The organism is Peribacillus sp. TH16, assembly GCF_016651095.1.
Taxonomy (GTDB): Bacteria; Bacillota; Bacilli; order Bacillales; family DSM-1321; genus Peribacillus; species Peribacillus butanolivorans.
Window position 1 is genome coordinate 1,518,973 of the sequence record NZ_JAEKEM010000009.1, and the last position, 21,863, is coordinate 1,540,835.

General features: G+C 39.8%; 22 protein-coding genes. 3 read left to right on the forward strand and 19 right to left on the reverse strand.

The genetic code is table 11. The annotated features are described in order from the left end of the window. Window positions 1–16 precede the first annotated feature (16 nt). On the reverse strand, window positions 17–862 hold the full coding sequence (locus JFV29_RS21355; protein WP_201186224.1) for a YtnP family quorum-quenching lactonase: 846 nt from the start codon (window positions 860–862) through the stop codon (window positions 17–19). 220 nt (window positions 863–1,082) lie between these two features. Next, on the reverse strand, window positions 1,083–1,721 hold the full coding sequence (gene trmB / locus JFV29_RS21360) for a tRNA (guanosine(46)-N7)-methyltransferase TrmB (protein WP_201186225.1): 639 nt from the start codon (window positions 1,719–1,721) through the stop codon (window positions 1,083–1,085). Between the two features lie 264 nt (window positions 1,722–1,985). Between trmB and JFV29_RS21365 the strand changes: the two genes are divergently transcribed. After that, a complete protein-coding gene (locus JFV29_RS21365; RefSeq protein WP_201186226.1) occupies window positions 1,986–2,261 on the forward strand; it encodes a YtzH-like family protein in 276 nt (91 codons plus the stop codon). Here the strand turns inward: JFV29_RS21365 and JFV29_RS21370 are convergent, their stop codons facing one another. The 4 genes from JFV29_RS21370 to thpR form a co-directional block, all read right to left on the reverse strand. Beyond that, on the reverse strand, window positions 2,262–3,044 hold the full coding sequence (locus tag JFV29_RS21370; RefSeq protein WP_201187993.1) for a phosphotransferase family protein: 783 nt from the start codon (window positions 3,042–3,044) through the stop codon (window positions 2,262–2,264). A 306-nt stretch (window positions 3,045–3,350) separates the two neighbouring features. Continuing rightward, entirely contained in the window at window positions 3,351–4,295 is a 945-nt protein-coding gene (locus JFV29_RS21375; RefSeq protein WP_201186227.1) for a diacylglycerol/lipid kinase family protein, read from the reverse strand. Continuing rightward, complete coding sequence (locus tag JFV29_RS21380) at window positions 4,282–5,289, reverse strand: NERD domain-containing protein (protein ID WP_201186228.1); 1,008 nt, start codon at window positions 5,287–5,289, stop codon at window positions 4,282–4,284. Before JFV29_RS21380 ends, JFV29_RS21375 begins: the two co-directional genes overlap by 14 nt. 24 nt (window positions 5,290–5,313) lie before the next feature. Beyond that, complete coding sequence (gene thpR, locus JFV29_RS21385; RefSeq protein WP_201186230.1) at window positions 5,314–5,868, reverse strand: RNA 2',3'-cyclic phosphodiesterase; 555 nt, start codon at window positions 5,866–5,868, stop codon at window positions 5,314–5,316. A gap of 522 nt (window positions 5,869–6,390) precedes the next feature. On the opposite strand from thpR, the gene JFV29_RS21390 reads away from it, so the two are divergent. Continuing rightward, window positions 6,391–6,768 carry a MaoC/PaaZ C-terminal domain-containing protein gene (locus JFV29_RS21390; RefSeq protein ID WP_152952308.1) on the forward strand — a complete coding sequence of 126 codons (378 nt, stop codon included), beginning with the start codon at window positions 6,391–6,393 and terminating at the stop codon, window positions 6,766–6,768. 272 nt (window positions 6,769–7,040) lie between these two features. Here JFV29_RS21390 and JFV29_RS21395 read toward each other — a convergent pair whose 3' ends face one another. The 12 genes from JFV29_RS21395 to JFV29_RS21450 all read right to left on the reverse strand — a co-directional run bounded on the left by JFV29_RS21395 (window position 7,041) and on the right by JFV29_RS21450 (window position 19,905). Then, entirely contained in the window at window positions 7,041–7,244 is a 204-nt protein-coding gene (locus JFV29_RS21395) for a hypothetical protein (protein WP_201186231.1), read from the reverse strand. Further along, window positions 7,225–8,469: an Nramp family divalent metal transporter gene (locus tag JFV29_RS21400; protein WP_201186232.1), complete on the reverse strand. Its 1,245-nt coding sequence runs from the start codon at window positions 8,467–8,469 to the stop codon at window positions 7,225–7,227. Before JFV29_RS21400 ends, JFV29_RS21395 begins: the two co-directional genes overlap by 20 nt. A 499-nt stretch (window positions 8,470–8,968) precedes the next feature. After that, on the reverse strand, window positions 8,969–9,781 hold the full coding sequence (locus JFV29_RS21405; protein WP_201186233.1) for an energy-coupling factor transporter transmembrane component T family protein: 813 nt from the start codon (window positions 9,779–9,781) through the stop codon (window positions 8,969–8,971). Then, window positions 9,774–10,649 (reverse strand): ATP-binding cassette domain-containing protein, encoded by an 876-nt coding sequence (locus JFV29_RS21410; protein WP_201186235.1) that lies wholly within the window; start codon window positions 10,647–10,649, stop codon window positions 9,774–9,776. Before JFV29_RS21410 ends, JFV29_RS21405 begins: the two co-directional genes overlap by 8 nt. Then, window positions 10,634–11,449, reverse strand: coding sequence for an energy-coupling factor transporter ATPase (locus JFV29_RS21415; RefSeq protein ID WP_098175744.1), 816 nt, complete (start codon window positions 11,447–11,449; stop codon window positions 10,634–10,636). Before JFV29_RS21415 ends, JFV29_RS21410 begins: the two co-directional genes overlap by 16 nt. A gap of 14 nt (window positions 11,450–11,463) precedes the next feature. Then, window positions 11,464–12,315 carry an SDR family NAD(P)-dependent oxidoreductase gene (locus JFV29_RS21420; RefSeq protein WP_201186238.1) on the reverse strand — a complete coding sequence of 284 codons (852 nt, stop codon included), beginning with the start codon at window positions 12,313–12,315 and terminating at the stop codon, window positions 11,464–11,466. Window positions 12,316–12,434: 119 nt separating this feature from the next. Further along, window positions 12,435–13,610 (reverse strand): thiolase family protein, encoded by a 1,176-nt coding sequence (locus tag JFV29_RS21425; RefSeq protein WP_201186239.1) that lies wholly within the window; start codon window positions 13,608–13,610, stop codon window positions 12,435–12,437. Beyond that, the gene (locus JFV29_RS21430; protein ID WP_207205161.1) at window positions 13,607–15,079 is read right to left on the reverse strand and encodes an AMP-binding protein; all 1,473 of its coding nucleotides are present in this window, start codon (window positions 15,077–15,079) and stop codon (window positions 13,607–13,609) included. The genes JFV29_RS21425 and JFV29_RS21430 overlap by 4 nt, the downstream gene beginning before the upstream one ends. Window positions 15,080–15,173: 94 nt before the next feature. Further along, window positions 15,174–15,737: a biotin transporter BioY gene (locus JFV29_RS21435; protein ID WP_056529505.1), complete on the reverse strand. Its 564-nt coding sequence runs from the start codon at window positions 15,735–15,737 to the stop codon at window positions 15,174–15,176. Window positions 15,738–16,121: 384 nt separating this feature from the next. Next, the gene (gene dat / locus JFV29_RS21440; protein ID WP_201186241.1) at window positions 16,122–16,973 is read right to left on the reverse strand and encodes a D-amino-acid transaminase; all 852 of its coding nucleotides are present in this window, start codon (window positions 16,971–16,973) and stop codon (window positions 16,122–16,124) included. Between the two features lie 25 nt (window positions 16,974–16,998). Beyond that, window positions 16,999–18,411 carry a dipeptidase PepV gene (gene pepV / locus JFV29_RS21445; protein ID WP_201186244.1) on the reverse strand — a complete coding sequence of 471 codons (1,413 nt, stop codon included), beginning with the start codon at window positions 18,409–18,411 and terminating at the stop codon, window positions 16,999–17,001. Between the two features lie 153 nt (window positions 18,412–18,564). After that, a complete protein-coding gene (locus JFV29_RS21450) occupies window positions 18,565–19,905 on the reverse strand; it encodes an MATE family efflux transporter (protein WP_201186247.1) in 1,341 nt (446 codons plus the stop codon). A 559-nt stretch (window positions 19,906–20,464) separates the two neighbouring features. Between JFV29_RS21450 and JFV29_RS21455 the strand changes: the two genes are divergently transcribed. Continuing rightward, window positions 20,465–21,199: an SDR family NAD(P)-dependent oxidoreductase gene (locus JFV29_RS21455; RefSeq protein WP_053347355.1), complete on the forward strand. Its 735-nt coding sequence runs from the start codon at window positions 20,465–20,467 to the stop codon at window positions 21,197–21,199. A gap of 111 nt (window positions 21,200–21,310) precedes the next feature. Here JFV29_RS21455 and JFV29_RS21460 read toward each other — a convergent pair whose 3' ends face one another. Continuing rightward, window positions 21,311–21,796 (reverse strand): DedA family protein, encoded by a 486-nt coding sequence (locus tag JFV29_RS21460; protein WP_201186249.1) that lies wholly within the window; start codon window positions 21,794–21,796, stop codon window positions 21,311–21,313. Window positions 21,797–21,863 lie beyond the last annotated feature (67 nt).

The following is a 21,863-nucleotide window of genomic DNA, read 5'->3' on the forward strand; positions in this document are numbered from 1 at the left end:
TCCTTTTTTGTTATCCTTATCGCTTTCGTTTCAGTTCAGCCGTTATTTCTTTACCCGTTTCATTCCATTTTATGGCACAATAGTGAGCATCATGGTAAAAGCTGTACCACGACCCGTTTTCCAGTCCGGATTTCATCCACTTTTCCTTCGCCTGGATGGAAGTCATTGGGTAATCATCGTAAGCGAGTACCCAAAGTACATTCGCATGGGCATGTGTCGGCATAATATCAGCCATATGAATCAGCCTGTCCAAACCATCTTCAATGATGATAACCGCATGTCCATCACTATGTCCGCCGGTATGAATCATTTTAATGCCTTCAGTGATTTCTTTCTCTCCGTTAAACGGGCGAACAAGTGAAGCAACAGCTTCCCAGTTTTCTGACCAATATGTACTTTTTGAACGAATATTCGGGTTTTGCATTTCATTCCATTCAATTTGAGTCGTAATAATTTCTGCCCGTTCGAAAACAGGAACCCAAGCTTCACCTTCACGTTTCGTCAATCCGCAGGCATGGTCGAAATGCAGATGAGTCATTAAAATGTAATCGATATCATTTGGTTGAATCCCAAGCTTGCCTAAATCCTCAATGAGTTGGGATTCTTCCGTTACCCCAAAATTTCGTTTTTGCTTGTCATTCATCTTCCCGTTACCAATTCCGGAATCTATAAGCATATTTAATCCATTTGCCTGAACTAAAATCGGATCCGTCCGCAACTCAATCTGGTTATTTTCGTTAACCGGATACTTCTTAGACCAAAGCGGTTTCGGTACAACACCAAACATCGCACCGCCATCCAAGTGGGTTACACCACCATTCAGCCATGTTAATTTAATTTCCCCTATTTGCAAAGTTTCCATTTTTACCCCTCCTCTCTCTTTAGTTTAACATCCGCTTCCATTTATTGAAATTGATAACATCCAGCTCTTTGTTTCCCATGAAAGGCATTGAAAGAGATTGCGAAAATATGGCCTAACCTTATTCAAAATGGAAGCGTCATAATCACTGACATCACTAATTTATCTAAATCTGCCCAAAAACAAAAAACCAGATGCTGTGCACCTGGTTTTTCATCAATTATTATTGAAACTTTGCTTCCAACCGGTAAATCCGATTGCCTTTACTCGAGAACTTCTCTTCATATTCAGTCATGATATTTCCTTCAAAGTTGCTATTATGCAAATCAAGACTTACATATTTTAAAAGCATGCCGTACTCGGAAATACTCATCAAGGAAGACTCAAATAGTCCTTGGTTATCCGTTTTAAAGTGGATTTCCCCTTGATCTGGAAGAATGCCTTCATAGACCTCAAGGAAAGTTTTATACGTTAACCGGCGTTTGGCATGACGTGATTTCGGCCATGGATCAGAGAAATTCAAGTAGACGCGATCTACGTCACCTTTAGCAAAATATTCTCCTAAGTTCGCTGCATCAACATTTAACAACTTTAAATTTGGCACTTCTGCTTCAATTAACAAGTCGAGTGCCGCTACAATGACGCTTCTATATACTTCAATTCCAATGAAATTCACATCAGGATGGGCTTTCGCCATTTCTGTTATAAATCGGCCTTTTCCCGTACCCACTTCAATATATAACGGATTATCGTTACCGAATACTTCATGCCATTTACCTTTATGGCTCACTGGCTGCTGAATCACATATTGCGGAAAATCATTCAAACGGTCTTCAGCCCAAGGTTTATTTCTTAAACGCATGATGACACCCCTATTTATAATATAATCGTTCAAACCATAACACGAGTAGATGGATTCCTGCAAGCTGATTTTTTCAGGAACCGGTGGCGCGGGCCCATTCATTAAATAAAAAAACTGCCGGCCATCATGGCGACAGTCTCTGTAGTTTTCATGTATAAAACTTTCCGCAACACACACCATAAATAAGTGAAGGGCAGGGAAAATCACCTGAGAATCCCTTTTATCCAGGCTCACTTTTACAATTAAAGAAAGGAGTGGAATTATATGCCGCTATCCCACGAACATCAAATGGCACTATTAAAAGATATATTAACCAACCATCAAACAGACTGCTGCGGTTCCGTTTCTGAATGCGAACAGGTTGAGAGGCTCGTCAAATCCTTGATGATCAATATGGATATTGATAGTAACGTGAAAACAGTACTGACGGAGATTTACGAATACAGTCAGACAGGAATCGGTGCCGCCGATTTAGAAGCACATATAACAACCCACCAGAACGACTTGTCCCAATGGGTGGATGACATTGATCAATACTAATCAGCCAGCCATTAATAGCGTTTCAAGTTTATGAAGTAAATCGTTTCTTTCCTCGTACCGTTTTCTACGATGATGCCATTGGATGGAAAGCACAAGTTGTGAAACCGTGTGCCATTTCATCCTCATCTCCAGGCCTGCGTCAAGCTTCTTGCCATAACGGGCAAGCCATTGATTCCATTCTTCCCTTGGGACGTAGGAATACAATAGTATGCCCAGGTCAATGGCTGGATCGCCAATGACTGCTCCGTCCCAATCAATTAGAAACAATCCGTCAGTTTCGGTCATGAGCCAATTATTGTGGTTCACATCACAATGACAGACGACTTTTTCGTCGCATTCAATCAACAGAAGATTGTTCTGTAAAAAATGAATGGCTTGCTTGATAATCGGAATATCCGTAACATCCGAAGATAACCCGGTTTCTATTTCTGTAAGTATACTTTCAGGTCGTAAAGGGGATTTCCCAAGCCTTTTGAGCATGCTTAACAAAGGATCGGATTGATGAATTTTTTGAAGCAGCTTTGCGACTCTTATATTGTTCATTTCCTGCTGAGATAGCTCCCTGCCTTCCATCCAATGCTGGGCCGTAATTACATCCCCATTTTCCAGGCGTTTTGTCCACATTAACTTTGGAACAATGCCCTCAGCTGAAAGAACAGCTAAAAATGGCGATGAATTTCGTTTTAGGAAGAGCTTCTGTCCATCTTTCTCGGCAATAAAGGCTTCTCCTGTAGCTCCTCCAGCAGGGGATATATCCCACTCCTGACCTAATAAATGTTCCAACTGGTTCACCTTCGATTTCCTCGCTTAATTATACAAATGTGGGTACGTTTCACCTAGTGTATGTATTACCACTACTTTGAGTCCATGTTTAATAAAAAACCCGCCTGTTGGCGAAGCTGCGTGTATACGTGCATCGGGATGATACCCCGCAATTAAAAACATCCTCATATTAGAGAAATAAAAAAATAGCTATTGAGCAATTAAACAATAGCCATAAATTAAATTTTAGTTGAAATACCGTTTCTTCGTCAAGTACTATAAAACGATTATACGCATAAAACAACAACAAATAAATCATTTCAAAACTTATAATGAAATACGGCCCTTAAACATGACACAGATTTTCTCTTTCAGAACCTCTACTGCTACTTCATCCATCCCAACAATTTCTCCATCTGACTGAATTTTCACTGACCCAAAATTCTTAATTTGAATCATTTTACCCGAAAAGAAATCAACGTTATTAATGTTTAGATGACCGCCCCATAAAACGGTGATGAATACGGTCAATAATTTCATAATCGAAATGTCATGGACTGCAATCACATCCAACATGCCATCGTCTGGCTTTGACTTCGGTGAAATTTTCATCCCGCCACCAAAGTAGGGCTGGTTTGCGATAACAATGAACCATACCTTATTTAACTGATGTATGTTGCCATCAACAGTCAAATTCATATAACTAGGCTGATAAGTGAATAGCTTTTTTATAAAAATAAACAGATAAATTAATTTACCCGCTTTCACAAGATTAAACCATTTTTTTAGAGGAGAACGGTCCGCTTCATAAGATATTTCAGCATCAATACCCATTCCAAGGCTGTTCATAAAATAACCGGTCTGACCATTCGTCTCAAACTGCCCGATGTCAATAACTCTGACGACATTATCCTGAAATAAAGAAAGGGCTTCCTCTGCACTCTTGGTTTTCTGAACTCCCCTTACATAATCATTGCCAGACCCAGCTGCAAGGGAGCCAATGATTGCATGAGGAAACTCAGCAGCACCATTTACCAATTCATGTAAGGTACCATCTCCCCCAACTGCAATCATTCGGGTTATCTGATTAGTCTGGGAAAGAATTTCCTTCGTCAACCTTAACGCATGCCCTTTTTCTTTCGTAAAAAAGACCTCATAGGGAACTTCTTCTGATTTCAGTATTTCCTCGACCTTTTTCCAGGTTTTAATACTTCCTTTATTTCCGGCCATTGGATTGACAATGAAATACATCGTTTCATTAAGGCGCTGCATGCCCTTTTCCCTCTGCTTGATTATTATCGGTATCCCATTCTGGTCGTATGCTTGAAGTAGTTTGGCAATATTCCAGCAAAGCCTGCGCACCTTTTAACTGCTGAGCCTTAAGGGGAGAAGAAATTGTCCGCATCCTTTCAAACCATTCCGGGAATGTCCGTTTATCCAATATATCGATATCATACGGCGTTTCCGGGTAATCCACATATCCATTTCGGGAGAGAACCACTTTTTTTATCGGCAAGTTCACTTCATATAGTTCAAATAACTGGGAGACGATGTTTCCCATCCGATTGACAGCCAATAATGGATTGAGCACTTTTTTGTCAGGATACTTATGATGCCGGCGGACCCAGAATCGATCGCTCGATCCAATAAAAGCCGAATCTTCCTCCGCTTCCAAAAATGTGATGCACCAGGCATCCACAGGCGTTAATAAAATGACATCGACTTCGACAGGCGCATTTTTCAATAGAAAGATAGGTTTGTATAAAACGAGAAACGTATCCGGAAACCGCTGCAGAAAAAAGCGGAGCCTTTCATCCAAAAAGAATGATTGGTCCACAAATGACTTTTCACGAAGCGTCGAGCTGCCCCATTTCATTTGAAATCGGAGCAGCTGATTTAAAAAATTCTGTTTTAATTCATCCAGATTAGCTGGATTAGAGGGAAATCTTAATGAAAAGACATTTTCATTTCTAGCCAGGTTCGGTATTTGTTGCTCCTCGACCTCTAGCGCTTGTTTATCTGAACGGTGGAATAGGCCTTTCACCTTGTTGAACAGGCCCCGTGGCTCCTCATGAGGTGTATCGTCCTGTACAAGGGTTTCCATTACATCAGGTTGGCTATACAGCTGATTTAGCTCGCCCGCGTGATATGCATCCTTCAATTTATCCCATTGCTGTTTTTTTAATTTTGCAAATTGTGTTGGATATCGATAAATATCCTGCTCATACCGAGAAATATAATCCTGCATTTTTATGAGCTGTGCCATTCGAACACCACCCATCTTCCTCTATTATTGAAGGTTTATTGTAAAAATCTGTTCGTATGAAGGGGAAGCTCCAAGATGTGTTTGATAAAGCGCAATCTGAGCTGCTTCAAAATGCTTAGTCTCCAAATTTGCTATCTGCCGGACCCTTTCTATCGAAAAGAGACTCTCACCCTCGAATTTTCTTGCCAGCGTTATATGCGGCTTAAACTGTTTTTTATCCAGTTCAAAGCCGGCCTGCACACACGATTCATAGATTTTTCTTTGAATGGTAAAAAGTCTGTCTTGCTGTTTGACACCTGCCCAAAGAATTCTTGGGCTCTCATTTTTTCCAAAAACCCCAATATCCCCGAGTTCAAGGTCAAACATGGTCTCATTGGCAAGCTCACTTTCCACTCGCCCTAGGGCATCCTTTTTCATAGAATCAGGAGCATTCCCTAAAAACGCCATCGTAATATGATAATCGGCTTGATGCAGCCATTTCTTAAATGGAAACTCCGATTTAATTTGTTCTGTTGCATCATTTAAATAAGTCTTTATATCATCAGGTAATACCAAAGCAAAGAAAAAATGAGTATTCATTCGTCACTATCATTCCTTCCTATTCTCCATATAATTTTACCATAATCCCAATTGGGAATACCTGCCTTTAACTTGCATTCAGGGAATTCCTTTAAGCAAAAAAAAGACTGAAAGTTCTCAGTTTTTCCTTTACAGCAATTCTTTATGCCATCTCGTTATCGCAGGTTCAGTGTCTCAACCAACTTGCCTTTTTTACATACATACCTGCAGTCTGGTTGCCGTCTAAAGCAGTGACAGTATTCTTCACCTGGCAGAATTATAAAATTCGCTGACTTGCCGATATCCACCCAATAATCATGGGTAATCCCAAATGCCATTAACATAATAGGTAAATTTACGAAGGAATTTTGTAAACCTTAACTAAAATTCCTGACTATCACCGAATTTTACGTAAAGTTTAATCACATAACGTTCGAATAACCACATGTATTTTATTATGAATGGTTATTCATTTATTGTTTAAACGTGTTATATTTTATATGTTAGACATTGGAAATCTAGATATTTTAGGGAGGAAGAAACATTATGCTGAAACCTGGGGATGTATATACGTGGGAACGGACCTTTACTGAAGAAGAAACGTTACAATTCGCTGAACTTTCAGGAGACCAAGGCAGACATCATATGGAACGCGATGAAAAAGGGCGATTAATGGTACATGGATTATTAACAGCAAGTATAGGGACTAAAATCGGAGGCGATTTGAATTACATCGCCCGTGAAATGGTCAATGAATTCATTCGTCCTGTATTTACAGGCGACACCATTACATGTGAGTTAATTTTGACAGAAGTAGAACAGATGGAAGGTTTCAAAAAAATTGCCCTTAAATTCGTTTACCGCAATCAAAAGGAAAAGGAAGTTTTGATTGGGACAAGTCACGGTATTATCAGGGATTAATCGGAGCCAAGGACGGATTATCCTATGTGAAGGTCGAATTAATCTGGTGAAGGTCGAATTAATTAATCGCACGGTCGAATTAATCTAGTGAAGGTCGAATTAATCAATCGCACGGTCGAATTAATCTATGTGAAGGCCGAATTAATTAATCGCACGGTCGAATTAATCTAGTGAAGGTCGAATTAATCAATCGCACGGCCGAATTAATCTGGTGAAGGCCGAATTAATTAATCGCACGGTCGAATTAATCTGGTGAAGGTCGAATTAATCAATTAAAGGTTCACATTCAGCCATGTCAGCCTCCATCTGACTGTTATAAGCAACGGAAAAAGGACCAGTACCTGGTCCTTCAACTTTTCTTTCATTCTAATTAATGCTATGGGAATAAGACTGTACCGAATCATGCTGCTCCATAAAATCCACGTTCCATTCTCCAGACATAATCTTTCCTTCTCTTTAGCTGAAAATTGTTTCATAAAGCAGGAACAAATTCAGCCCGATAATAAGTACAGCGATAAGCCCGGCTATGCTGGAGGTGACTTTATGATTGACTAGATTGCCCATAACCTTTTTATTGCTCGTAAACATGATTAACGGAATTAGAGCAAACGCAATTCCAAACGAGAGAACCACTTGACTCATCACAAGTGCTTTAGATGGGTTTACTCCCCACAATATAATGGCTAAAGGAGGAACTGTCGTAATGACTCTTCTCAAATAAATCGGTATATGCCTTTTAATAAAACCCTGCATGACTACATCACCTGTCATCACACCAACGGAAGAGCTTGATAATCCTGCAAACAATAGTCCTATCCCAAAAAACATCGCCACAGAAGGTCCAAGCAGGGCACCAAATTGTTGATACGCAACATCTAAATCCTCAACAAGTATTCCACTTTTATGAAACAAAGCTGCTGAAACAATTACCATGGCGGCATTGATTGCACCTGCAATAAGCATAGCTATAATAATATCGATTAGCTCAAAACGAAAAATCTTTTTTCGTTCTAAATCGTTTTTACCGACAATTCTTTTCTGCGTTAAAGAAGAATGAAGGTAAATCGCATGTGGCATGACGGTCGCTCCAAGCATGCCCGCAGATAGTAAAATACTATCTACCCCCTCGAATTTTGGAGTGAAGAGTCCCAGAACAACTGCAGAAGTATCAGGTTTTGCATAAAAAACTTGAGCCCCAAATGCAATAACTACTACAAAAATCATGACCGTGATCAAGGCTTCGAATGTCCGATATCCTCTACGCTGGATTTCCAATATGGCAAAAGAGCCTATCGCCGCAATAATGGCAGATGTGATAAGCGGCAGATCAAAAAGCAAATAGATTCCGAGTGCCGCACCTATAAATTCAGCCAAATCGGTTGCCATGATAACCGCTTCAGCCTGCAGCCATAATAAGAAAGATGTCTTTTTTGAAAATCTCTCCCTGCATAGCTCAGGAAGATTTTTCCCTGTGGCAATTCCTAATTTAGCAGACAATGATTGGATTAGAACAGCCATTAAATTAGAGGCAAAGATAACCCATAATAATGTATAACCATATTTAGAACCTGCTGTAATATTTGTAGCATAATTCCCTGGATCAATATAGGCTACAGCGGCTATAAATGCTGGACCTAGATAAGGAAGCAGTTTTTTAATTCCCCTAGAAGAGGATTGATGTAATTCACCATAATCAGACATAACTATTTCAACTCCTTTTTACACGCAACTCAAAATGTTGCGATAGGTAAACTTTTTAAGTTATAAGCAAGTATATTCCTGAATCTTGAAAATGTCAAAAGGAACAAACTGATAATATTGGAAGCAGTTTTGCGGTAAAAGTTGAAGAACAAGCCTGATCGAGGGCGAATAATAAAATTAAAACCGGCTTAGTGAACATTGTCATTTCTCGATAGCATGTAATCTTTTTTTGGTAGCTAAAACAAAAAAACTGAAAACCTATTGGTGTTTCCAGTCGCAAAGGGGGATAGTTTAGACTCAGTTCCTCAAGCCCAAATAAAAATGTCTTTCAAGAGCTAAGCAAGTGTCTTAAGCAATGTAAAAACGGGGAAATCGTCGGAGAGCCAAGCCTTTTGTTATAAAGCTGCATTTTAATTACATTTAATTCGACCTTATTGAATACGACGCTGAGTAAAGGCTAAGGAAGTCAATAATGAATTAACTCTAATAGCACAAGGTTTTATAACACTTCTCCTCCAACCTTCAGAAATAAAAGGCCCAATAAAACTAGCAATAAAATACTTAGTGTCCAATAATCTAAACTCTTAAATTTTAATAGTTTAAAACGAGTTCTATTACGTCCATCACGATAGGCACGAGCATCAATCGCAAGCGATAAGTTTTCGGCCCTTTGAATGGAAGTTAATAACAATGGAATAATGACCGGAATATAATTCGTAATTCTTTTAACTTTGCTTTGATGATCAAACTGCACACCTCTTGAGCGCTGTGCATCAATGATGCGGTCTAGCTCCTGAATAATAGTTGGGATAAATCGTAATGCAATCGACAGCATTAAGGCAAATTGTTCTACTGGTACATGCAGTTTTTTTAGAGGTCTCATGATTGTTTCTAGACCGTACGCTATATCTAATGGCTTTGTCGTTAAAGTTAATAATGAAGTCATCAAAACAAGGAGGACAATTTTCAATAGGACGCGGCAACCTTCGACAATTCCTTCCATATAAATATGCAAGTAGCCAAATTGAAATATTAGATTCTCCCCTTTTGTTAAAAATAAATGATACACAAAAGTGAAGCTCAAAATAAATAGAATTGGCAATAATCCTTTTATAAAAAAGGATGGTGGAATTTTTGAACATGCTAGACAACCTAAAACAAGACAAGTTACTAGCACATAACTTATATAACTATGTAAGAAAAAAACCAATAACATAAAAATAGCTATGGCCATTAGTTTTGTTCGCGGGTCTAAACGATGTAAGATGGAATCTCTAGCGACATACTGACCAATAATGACATTTTCAATCATATTGGTATCTCCTTCCCTTTAGAAGTGTAAGCACTTGAGGCATCACATCTAATTCTTTCAAAGATGCTACCTGGATCCTTTGCCCTGTCACCTTCTCTATTGCTAGTAACAATTTCGCTGTATCGGGTATATCTAATCCCATGGATTGTAGTTCTTCCCTTTTTTTCAAAAACAATGACATAGGGTTCATTTGATATTGCAGCTTCCCTTTGTGTAACACAATGACTTCATCAGCATATTCCACTACGTCATTCATTTGATGTGTAATCAATATAACCGTATGATTGCCTTGTCGTCGCCACTCCTCTATGTTTTGTAAGATGCTCTGCCTACCGAGTGGATCTAATCCGGCAGTGGGTTCATCTAAAATAAGAATCTTGGGCTCTAACATAAGGACAGACGCAATCGCAACACGTCTTTTTTCTCCACCACTTAAATGAAGCGGAGATTTTTCTAGGTAACTTGCATCCAAGCCTACTAAATCAATTACTTGCTGTGCCTTATTTACGATAGCGTCTTTATGCAATCCTCTATTTCTAGGGCCAAAAGCTAGTTCTTTTAAAACAGTCGTTTCAAATAATTGGTGTTCAGGATATTGAAAAACAAGACCCACATCTGGAGAAATTGTCGGTTTTCCTTTTTTATTAGGTCTTATTAGCTTCCCATCCATCGTATTCTGGCCTACTGTCGGCCATAATAATCCTTGCATCACTTTGGCTAAAGTGGACTTTCCTGATCCCGTTTGCCCGATGATAGATACCCATGATCCAGATGGAATGGTACACGAGATATCTGTTAATACTTGTTTTACTTCGCGAGTTGCAGGGCTGTAATAATCATATTGAATATGCTCTAGCGCGAGTTCCATAAGTATTCTACCATCCCTTCTATATCCGTTATATGCATTGGCACTTCTACTTCCTCCTGCTGCATCTGCATTTTCAATTTTAATGCAAAGGGTAATTCCAAACGACAGTCTATTAGCATCTGTGGCTTATGGAAGATTTCAAGCGGGGTTCCGGTAGACACAATCTGTCCTTGATTAATTACTATCACTTTTGTTGCTGATAACACTTCGTCCATATGGTGCGTAATATGCAAAATGGTAATACCTTCATTATGCAATTGACGCATTATGGATATAATTTGATGTCTCCCATCAGGGTCAAGCATGGACGTAGATTCATCAAAAATAATGAGTTTTGGTTCCATTGCTAATATCGCAGCAATGGCCACACGCTGCTTTTGACCACCAGAGAGTTTATGTGGCTCAGTCTCTCGAAAAGGAAGCATCCCTACTTTTTCAAGTGCAGCCTCTGCTCTTTCTACCATCTCACTGGGAGGACAGGCGATATTTTCAAGACCGAAGATTACTTCATCGAATACATTGGTCGTAATGAGCTGTTCTTCTGGGTTTTGAAAAATAATGCCTATTGATTTGCGAATTATTGCTAGATTTTCCTTTTGTTTTGTATCTAGGCCTTGAAACAAAACTCTGCCTTTTTTCGGTAATATCAGTCCATCTGCCAATTTGGAGATGGTCGATTTACCAGAACCGTTTGGGCCGACAATTGCCACAAACTCTCCCTTTTCTATTTGAAAAGAAAGTTTTTGAATAACATGCTTCTTATTAGGATAAGAAAATGATACATCTTCAAAACATAGCATAATGGAAACCTTCTTTAATCAGTAGTTGTGTCACGATGTGCATGCCATTTTGCTAGGAGCATATCTGCAGTTAGCCCCTGATCATTTGAGAGCATTCTTTGTTTAGGCTTCTCCCAAACACTGATTTTCGAGCCGTTCACACCAAATACTTCACCTGTTAATTCCGAATCGTCGATAGTCGTTAATAAATATATAAGATGTGCCACTTCATCTGCTGTGCCTACTTGCCAAAAGGGTGGAAACACTTCGTCATTCGCAGTACATTTAGCTTGAATATACTCAATAACAGACTTTGTCATATCAGTGAGCGCTGCAGGAGAAATCGCATTGACCCGAATATGGTCTTTTTTCAGCTCTTCTGCCAAAGTCCACGTCATACCGAGGATTCCCGCTTTTGCTGCACTATAATTCACTTGACCAACTGAGCCTAATAAACCAGCAGTTGACGTCATATTGATGATACATCCGCCTTGACCGCGTTCCTTCATAACATTTATCGCTGCCTTTGTACAAGCGAAAGTACCCGTTAAATGAACGTCTATCACATCCTGCCATTGAGCTGCCGACATATTGATGCATTTTTTATCGCGCACGATGCCAGCATTGTTCACCAATATATCCAACTGACCAAATGCGTCCATTAGCTGAGGGACGATTATTTCACCGCTAGACACCGTTGCTATAGACTCACAGATCCCAATAGCCTGCCCACCCAATGTATGAATTTCTGATACGACTTGTGCTACTTTTTCAGGATTTGTTCCATTGACACCTACAGCTGCTCCTTCTCTTGCTAAACGTAATGCAACGCTTCGTCCAATTCCCCGGCTAGCTCCTGTCACTAATGCCACTTTCCCTGTTAACATCCTGGATCCTCCTCTAAAAACCATCAGTATCCCATTTACTAGCGTTGAGCTCTTGGCACACAAATCACAGTGAATAGCTTATTCACTATATACGAAACTGTTAATGAAAATGGAAGGCTTCACTCCTTCGAAAATCGTTCAACTAATGTGGCTAGCCCAAGTCCGCCACCAATGCCAAGGGTTGCAAGTCCTCTCATAAATGGCTGCCGTTTCATCTCTGCGCAGAGTCTGGTCATTAAAATAGCTCCTGATGCTCCATATGGATGGCCAATGGCAATGGCACCACCACCACGATTGACCTTTAATTGCGGAATGCCTAGACTTTGAATGGATGCTAATACTTGAGAGGCGAATGCTTCATTAAACTCAACTATATCGATATCATCGGCTGTTAGGTCATTCCTAGCAAGGAGTTGATTGACGGCAGATACTGGACCTATGCCCAAATAATTTGGGTCTACACCAACTGCTTGCGCATCAATAAATTTCATTAGTGGCTGCAGTCCTAGTTCCTCGCATTTTTCTAAAGACATTATTAAAACAAGCGCTGCACCATCGTTGATAGGACATGCATTTCCTGCTGTTACAACACCATCATTTTTAAATACAGGCAATAACTGCTGTAACTTTTCAAAGCTCGTATTGGCTCGTGGACATTCATCTTCACTAATAATGATTGAATCTTTACCATATTGAACCGTGATCGGTACTATTTCATCGGTGAATCGTCCTTCACGTTGAGATTTTACAGCCTTTTCATGGCTGCCTAGCGCAAATAAATCTTGTGCTTTGCGGGAAATCCCATATTTCTCTGCAACATTTTCAGCCGCAATACCCATATCTGGATCGCCTATACTGTCTGGTGAAAAACGAGCACGCATATAAATTTCCGGCGGTTGATAGGTATAAAGCGAGGTTGGCTTTTTCATTCGCCAAGGTGCTCGACTAGTGCTTTCAACTCCACCTGCTAAATAAATATGACCTGCTCCGCTTTGAATCATACGGGCAGCCTGGTTCACTGCTTCTAACCCAGATCCACATTGACGGTCGACAGTCACACCAGGTACCGTGTAGGGTAAACCTGCTGTTAATAAAGCATTACGAGCAATATTTCCACCAGGTCCCACTGTATTACCAATGATCACATCATCAATCTCTGAAGCCGGAATATTATTTTCATGGATAAGGTGTTTTATGAGTGGTGCTAGTAAATCCTCTGGTTCTAGATTTTTGAATACACCACCTAATTTTCCTATAGGTGTCCTTTTCGCTTCTACAATAACAACTTCTCTCATCGGCACACCTCTATCATTTGTTGTTTTACAAGGTTACGCGCAATTTTCCCGCTACTAGTATAAGGAAATGCTGTGACTTCGATTAGTTCTTGCGGGGTTTTGTAGGATGCCAGATACTTCCGGCAATGGCTTTTTACTTCTTGTAAGTTGAGTGTGTATCCCTGTTTCCACTGTACAAGTACGATGACCTTTTCACCCCAGTAAGCATCAGGAGAACTTGTCACCATTACTGCTTCAATTTCCGGTAATTGCATCAATACCCGTTCAATTTCTTCCGGAAATATGTTCAGACCCCCACTTACAATCATGTTTTTTGCCCGACCTTCTATGTAAAGATAACCCTCTTCATCCCGCCTTGCGTAATCACCTAACTTTAACCAATTGTCTTTCAAAACATTATTTGTTTCATCCTCTTGCTGAAAATAACCCGAAAATATCATCTCACTTGAAACAAATAACTGACCCACTTCCCCTGTCTTCACTTCCGTGCCATCCATATCTCTAATTGAAATTTTCACTTGCGGAAATGGCTTACCGACTGTATCTGGCTTTAATCTATTATTTTGAGGCGTTAAATAGGAAATATAACTGGCCTCTGAAGAACCATAAAATTCATAAATATCCAGATTCGGAAATACTTCCATTACCCCTTCTTTAGAGGCTGCTGACCATTTTGCTCCTGAAGAAATAACCGCTTTTGGCACATAATAAGGATGCGGAGCCCTCACTGCGTAATCCATTATTGCTGAAATCATAGTCGGGACAAGGAAAATAGTTGTCTCTTCTACGTGCTGACAAACTTTCAGTACATCAGCTGGTGTAAATTTACGTATAATATGAAAAGTCGCACCTATAAACAATGTTTGGATTGCTGCAAATAATGACAATGAATGGACAAGAGGTCCCGGCGCTAATATATGGTCACAGAACTTGAGATTAAATACCTTATTCGTTGAATAAAAGCTTTCTAGCCAAGATAAATGTGTACGAATATACCCTTTTGGTGTACCTGTTGTTCCTGATGTAAAACCTAAAAATAAAACTTCATTTATCAATGGGGTTATAGGTTCTTCCGCTGCATTAGAAGCAAGCCAGTTTGAAAAATCGTCCTCCGTGCCATCTGGCTCAACTATTATAGTTGGAATACCTTCCTCTTCCACTTTATCCGCTAAACTTCCTTCGACAAACAACAAAGCAGGCTCACATTTTGTCAATACGTATCGAATTTCAGATGCACTCCATTTCGGATCAAGTGGCACAGGTATCAAACCAGCTTTGACTACTCCAACGAAGATTTGAATGAATTCAACACAATTAGACATTAATATGGCTATATTCGATTTTGATGAATGTTCCACATTCGACAAGCCATTTGCAATTTGATTCATCGAGTCAACTAAAGCACTGTATGTTAGTTGTCGAGTTCCAAGCTGCACTGCCACTTTTTCAGGACAGATGTCTTTGTACATCGTTATTTGGTCAGTTATATTCATGTTATTATTACCTTTCATTCACTTTATGCAATCCAAATAAAGAAGAAAACCGTCCCACCATTTGTAGTCATTATTCCTCTTCTGCTGCTGCCAGTCGTTCTTGAATTGGACTCACTGATTTTAATTGCACAGCAATTATCGCTGCAATGAATGCTTTAATTAAATCCCCTGGTAAAAACGCAATACTCGCCATTAAACCTGCCCATACCGATGTATTTGTAATAAGAGCCATAATAGGTGCACCAATTAAGTTAATCAAAAGCACCCCGCCAAATATGTTAACGATAACGACTTTCCATGTTTTGACGTTGGACCAGACTTTTTCAGTGAAGTAACCGATGATAAAAGCAGCTAGCGGCCAACTCCAAATATACCCTGCTGAAGGCCCCACCAATACAGCAAGTCCACCACGGCCACCTGTTAATAACGGCGCACCAATTGCAACCAATACTATAAAAACTATTAAACTCAATCCGCCCATTTTTCTACCTAAAAAGCATCCCGCAAGCATAACGCCTAATGTTTGTGCAGTAATTGGTACCGGTATGAATCCTAAAGGAATTGGAGGGATTAACCCTAAAACTCCGATTAATGCTGCAAACAATGCTGAATAAACCATTTCTTTGGTTGTCATATAATTTCCCTCTCCATTTGCACTATACAAATTAATCAATTTTGCATAGTAACCATTTTAAAAATATTAAATCCCTAAACATTCGAAATAGATTGAATTCTTTTATACATACATTTGATTAAGGTTTAGACCGGTCGACCTCCATGCCTTGTTTAAATAATAATAGTAGAAAAGATTTTTGTAAACCACATTTTTTTTAGTTAACACATATTATATATATCAGCTTTTTAACTATTAGATTGGAATACAAAAAAATCACAAAAGGTTTTAATTGTTAAAATGCTTGAATTCCGATAACGAATAAGAGGAAAACGAATGGGGATATAAAAACGTGAAATGTAAAACCCCCTTGCCGCGTGGCAGGGGGGCACTTATTAATTCTCTTTAAACGGCACCGCATTGTCTCTCAATTTCTTCAGAAAACAGTTTTTGCAGACTTTTGGTAATCGGTCCTGGTTCTCCATTAGCAATCGATTGTCCATCGATGTTAATAATCGGTGTCACTTCTACACTTGTACTCGTGTAGAGGACCTCATCAGCTGCCATCATTTCCTCGACTGTGAAGGCTTCTTCGACATAGGGAATATCATTATCGGCGCATAGTTTTAGCATCACCTGACGAGTAATCCCATTCAGAATCAAGTTGGTGGCCGGATGCGTTTTCAATGTCCCATTCACCATGATAGCGACGTTAGATGAACTTCCTTCCGTTACCGTCCCATCACGATGCTGAATTGCTTCGTCACAGCTAGCTTCCACTGCTTGTTGCTTAGCCAATATGTTACCTAGTAGATTCAAGCTTTTAATATTACAGCGCAACCAGCGGATGTCGTCGGTCGTCACGGCCTTGACCCCAGGCTTCACTTTTCCTGTATAGGGCATTTCTTTCGTATAGGCGACAAAGACCGGCTCCACCTCATTAATTGGAAAAGCGTGAGTGCGCGAGCACACTCCCCTCGTCAATTGCATGTAGACAATCCCGTTCCGTAGTTTATCTTCAGCGATTAGTTCTTTAACTCGAGCTTCGATTTCCGCTACAGTAAAAGGGACCTTCAGCTGAATCATTTTTGCACTGTCCATTAGACGGTTTACATGCATATTACTCGCAAATACTTCGCCGTTATAAACTCGAATGACTTCATATATCCCGTCACCAAATTGATAACCTCGGTCCTCAATATCAACCTTTACGTCCGACCTTGTTTTAAGTTCGCCGTTATAAATGATTTTTCCCATGTCTTTCTTTCTCCCTCTCAGCCTCTTATTTAGCTAATTCATGAATGGCACGTGCATAAATCGCTGTTGCCTTAAGCATATCTTCAATAACAATATATTCATCCTTTTGATGCGCAATATCTTCACTGCCTGGGAATAGAGGCCCGAATGCGACGCCTTCCTTCAATGAACGGGCATAAGTGCCACCGCCAATTGAAAGGAGTTCTGCTTTATCACCGGTCTCTGCTTCATACACTTGCTGCAGCGTCTTAATCAGGAAACTTTCGCTGTTCACATAGTGAGGCGTTGAATGCGAATTAGACTCCACACGCAAATTATATGCTGCAAGTCTTTCTTCTAATGCCGCTTTTTGCTGTTCCCATTCAAATGTTACCGGGTAGCGCATACTGAAGCCAATGGAACTGTCACCCTGTTTGGAATAGTTGAATACTCCGGCATTAACCGTCAATTCACCTGTTTGCTCATCTGTGTAAGCCACACCTAAATTATTTCCACGGGAATCTTCAAACAAATAATTCTTAATGAAAGTAAAGTAGGATTTCGCATGCGGATCAAGTGTTAGGTCTGCTAAAAATACAGCTAGATACATACCTGCATTGACTCCATTTTTCGGCTCCATTGCATGAGCTGAAACGCCGTTCAGTTCTAGAAGCACTTGATTTTTTTGTGGTACGGCTTGCCCCTTCAACGAATATTTTTGAAGATAATTTTGATAGTTTGTCACAACTTCAGCGGGATTTACAGCTTCCACTGTAGCCGTTGCGAAATCTGGTACCATATTCGTTCTTCGGCCTGATGAAAATTCAATAACATTCACTTCTGAGTTCGTTCCATTGCCTGCATCGGCTGGATGTATAACTGAGAAATCCCAGATTCCCTTTTCCGCACTGATGATTGGGAAGTCAGCATCTGGCGCAAAGCCCATCGAAGGCATTTCTTCCACTTCAAAATAACGGCCAACACAGCGCCAGTTTGATTCCTCATCCGTTCCGATAATCATCCGCACACGTTTGTTCAAAGGCTTACCAATCTCCCTGACAAGCTTCATTGCATGATAGGCAGCCATCGTCGGCCCTTTATCATCGATTGCCCCACGAGCATAAATACGACCATTACGGATCTCAGCGCCAAACGGATCCGAACTCCAGCCATCTCCTTCAGGAACAACATCGACATGACATAAAATACCGATCAACTCCTCGCCTTCACCCATTTCAATATGACCGGCGACATTATCGACATTCTTCACAGTAAAACCGTCTTTTTCGGCTAACTGAAGCATGTAATCAAGCGCTTCCTTTACCCCTTTACCAAATGGAGCCTCTTCTGTCGGATGTTCTTCATCCAGTACGCTTTTTATTTTTAATAAATTTTGCGTATCCAGTAGTATGTCCATTTTCCGTTTCTCAACTTCTTCACGCCAATTCATTTCACTCAAAATACGACAACTCCTCTTTTATATATATTTTTTTATTTTATCACTTTTATTATCTGATTCGCCAAGCGTTGATACCTTTTTTAAGTATTCCCGTTTTATCACCAACGTCAAACTACTGTCAAAATGACCGTTGCAACTAAAAAACACCCTCTCTCAATTATAAGAGGGTGTCTTCACTAAACTCTCTTCGTCCATTAGAATCATTATTTTTCTGTTTAACCTCGGGATGTATAACGCTAAAAATAAGGAACGACCTAAACTGAATATAAGAAAGGCAAGCCATAATCCATGATTGCCATGTTGAGGGACGGCCAAAAACTGGACAAACAGAAAGGCCAGCAGCGCAAGAAGCATGGAGTTCCGTACAGGAACAGCTTCAGTAGCACCCGTAAACACTCCATAGAAAATGAGTCCGATAAAGGCTGTGAATGGGAATATGACTATCCAAAGTCCGTATACATGGGTCAGTTCAATGACTCCTGGGATATTCGTGAAGAGCAGAATAATTTTATCGCTAAATAACCAGTATAAAACAGCAAGTATGAGAGAGGAATACAGGCCCCATTGCGCTGAAAGAGCTAGCGTTTTTTTATAAAGGTGTACATCTCTCGAACCAATGGCTTTCCCAATCAGAAGACTCGATGCATTTGCAAAACCATCAAAGCAATATGCCATCAGATAGTGAATTTGAATGAGTACAGCATTGGCTGCCAAAGTCTCTGTCCCAAAAGTGGCTCCTTTGGCCGTGAAAAGATTAAAAACCGTAATCAAACAAATTGTCCTGATAAATAAATCCCTGTTCACCACCATCATTTTTTTCAAGGAAGTATAATCGAATCCCGCTCGTAAAGAAAAGGTTTCAGGTATGGAAACTACCTTCCTAATCACCAACAAACCAACGAAGAAAGCTGCAATCTCTGAAATCAATGAAGCCGTAGCGACTCCTGATACAGACCAGGAAAACCTATTTACAAAAAGCAAGCACAGGACAATATTGATCAGGTTCATGAAAACTTGAATGAACAGAGATGTTTTTATGCGGGATTTTCCAATTAACCAGCCTAGAATGACATAGTTCATTAACGCAAAAGGCGCACCCCAGATCCGAATACTGAAATAGTCAGATGCAAAGGCGGCAACATCCGATTCCGGCGTGATTGCAGCTAAGGAAACATTTAAAATGGGCTTCTGAATTACGATAAAAAGAAGACCGATAATTGCCGCTATCATAAAAGGACGAATCAAGGCCATCAAGCTTTGTGTCTCATCCCTAGCCCCCTCTGCTTGTGCAGCGAAGGCAGATGTACTAACTCGCAGAAAACCAAAAAGCCAATACATCGTATTAAAAATAATGGTTCCAACAGCTACACCGCCGATATAAGCAGGATCACTCAACTTTCCAACCACAGCCGTATCAACCGCCCCAAGCAAAGGCGTGCTCATTGTCGAAATCGTAAGAGGAATGGCCAAGGATAGATACATTCTGTGATTCATCAATAAATTACCTCCTTTTTACATAAAAGACTTCTCAAACGCCTGAAAGACAAGAAATGGAATGAGGTTATAAAATTTTGTATTGAAAGTACAAAAAGTTTGCAGTATTCGATTTTAATCACTAGAATTGAACATATGGTACTCATCAACAAAAGTTGCTAGGAAATATATATTGCTTTTCTCAAAGGAGGTCCATGATATCGTGCGAAAGGATCTACAAGGTTGCTGGTGAGTATTATCAAATAGAACGGTTAAGCTATTTTTGTATATTGACAATTTACGGAATCAAAATTTGAATATTAAAAGATTGACAACGCTTTCAACTATACCTGTATGTTTTGTTTTTGAACCAGGGAGTGGGAAGTCTATTTAAATATATCAACTTTCCCAGATTTACAACATCTTTTTTCCCAGCAAGAAAAAGGCAATGTGTAAACGGAAAAATAAAATGCTTGACGGATTCATAAAGGAGTTATAGTATTGCTCGTTGATCATACAACTTTTGCACTATGCGTGGTCATATTGTCCAGCTTTTAAAAATCTATTAGGAGTGATTATGATGGGAAGATTAACTAATAAAGTGGCACTTATTACTGGAGGAGCATCCGGTATGGGTAGAGAAATGGTAGACCTATTCACAAAAGAAGGAGCTCAAGTTATTGCTGCTGACATCAATGAAAAAGCTGTTGCAAAAGTGAACGAGCTAGATAATGTCTATGGTACACTTCTTGATGTATCTTCTGACGAAAGCTGGAAAAAAATGATGGATACTGTTATTGAGAAATTTGGTAGAGTTGACATCCTAGTCAACAATGCTGGAATCTCAACAGAAAAACAAATTAATGATACAACATTGGCTGATTGGCAACTAATGTTAAGTGTTAACGGATTTGGACCTTTCCTTGGTATGAAACATGTTGTTCCTTACATGGTTGAAGAAGGAAAAGGCGCTGTTGTAAATATTTCTTCCTTTACAGCTCAAATCGGTATGGGTTTAAACGCTTATTCAGCATCTAAAGGTGCTGTTCGTGCTATTTCTAAGGCTGCTGCAACACAATATGGCCGCATGGGCGTCCGTGTTAATGCCATATTCCCTGGTATTATCGAAACACCAATGACACAAAAATTAGAAGAGTCAAAAGAACTTGTAAACCAAATGGTTAAAGCGACTCCATTACAACGTTTAGGTCAACCAGCTGATATTGCAAATGCAGTGCTTTACCTAGCATCTGATGAAGCTTCATACGTTACTGGTGCTGAGCTAGTTATCGACGGTGGATATTCTGCTCAATAATAAAAGTTAACAATAAACAACCCCGTTTCTGAAATTCAAAAACGGGGTTGTTTTGTTTCATTATTTTAAAACTCGGGCCCACTTAAGGAAGTCAGTTCTCCCCCAAATAATTTAAGTTAAGACACCAATAAAATAGCCAAAAGCTGTAAATACAAAACACCAGCTGAAAGCTCCTGCACCTGCGAAAATAATATATTTTCGTTTCCCCATCCCGTTCATCCCAGAAAAATAACTGGCGAAGTGGCGAACACCTGGGATGAAATATGCAATAATAATGGTCCACGGACCGTATTTATTGAACCATTTCTCCAGCCTTTCCAGCCTTGCCGGAGTCATCTTAATCCACTTGCCGTGCTTTCTCAAAAAAGGCTTGCCTACCTTTTTACCAATAAAGTAACTGACCAGCATTCCAGAAATCGACCCAAGAAAACTGACGAGGAATGCCCCTTGGACATTTAAAACAGCAATGGACGACAAATAGCCGACAAAAGTCATCATAAACTCATCAGGTACCGGCAAACCAATAATTCCGAGGGCCAGCAGTCCATATATCGCAAAATAACCATAGTTTGATATTAAATCTTTTACCATGTCCATCTCTAGTACTCCATCTCAGACACCCTTTTAATAAAGTAATCCAATTTCTGATACGGGCCTGGTTAAC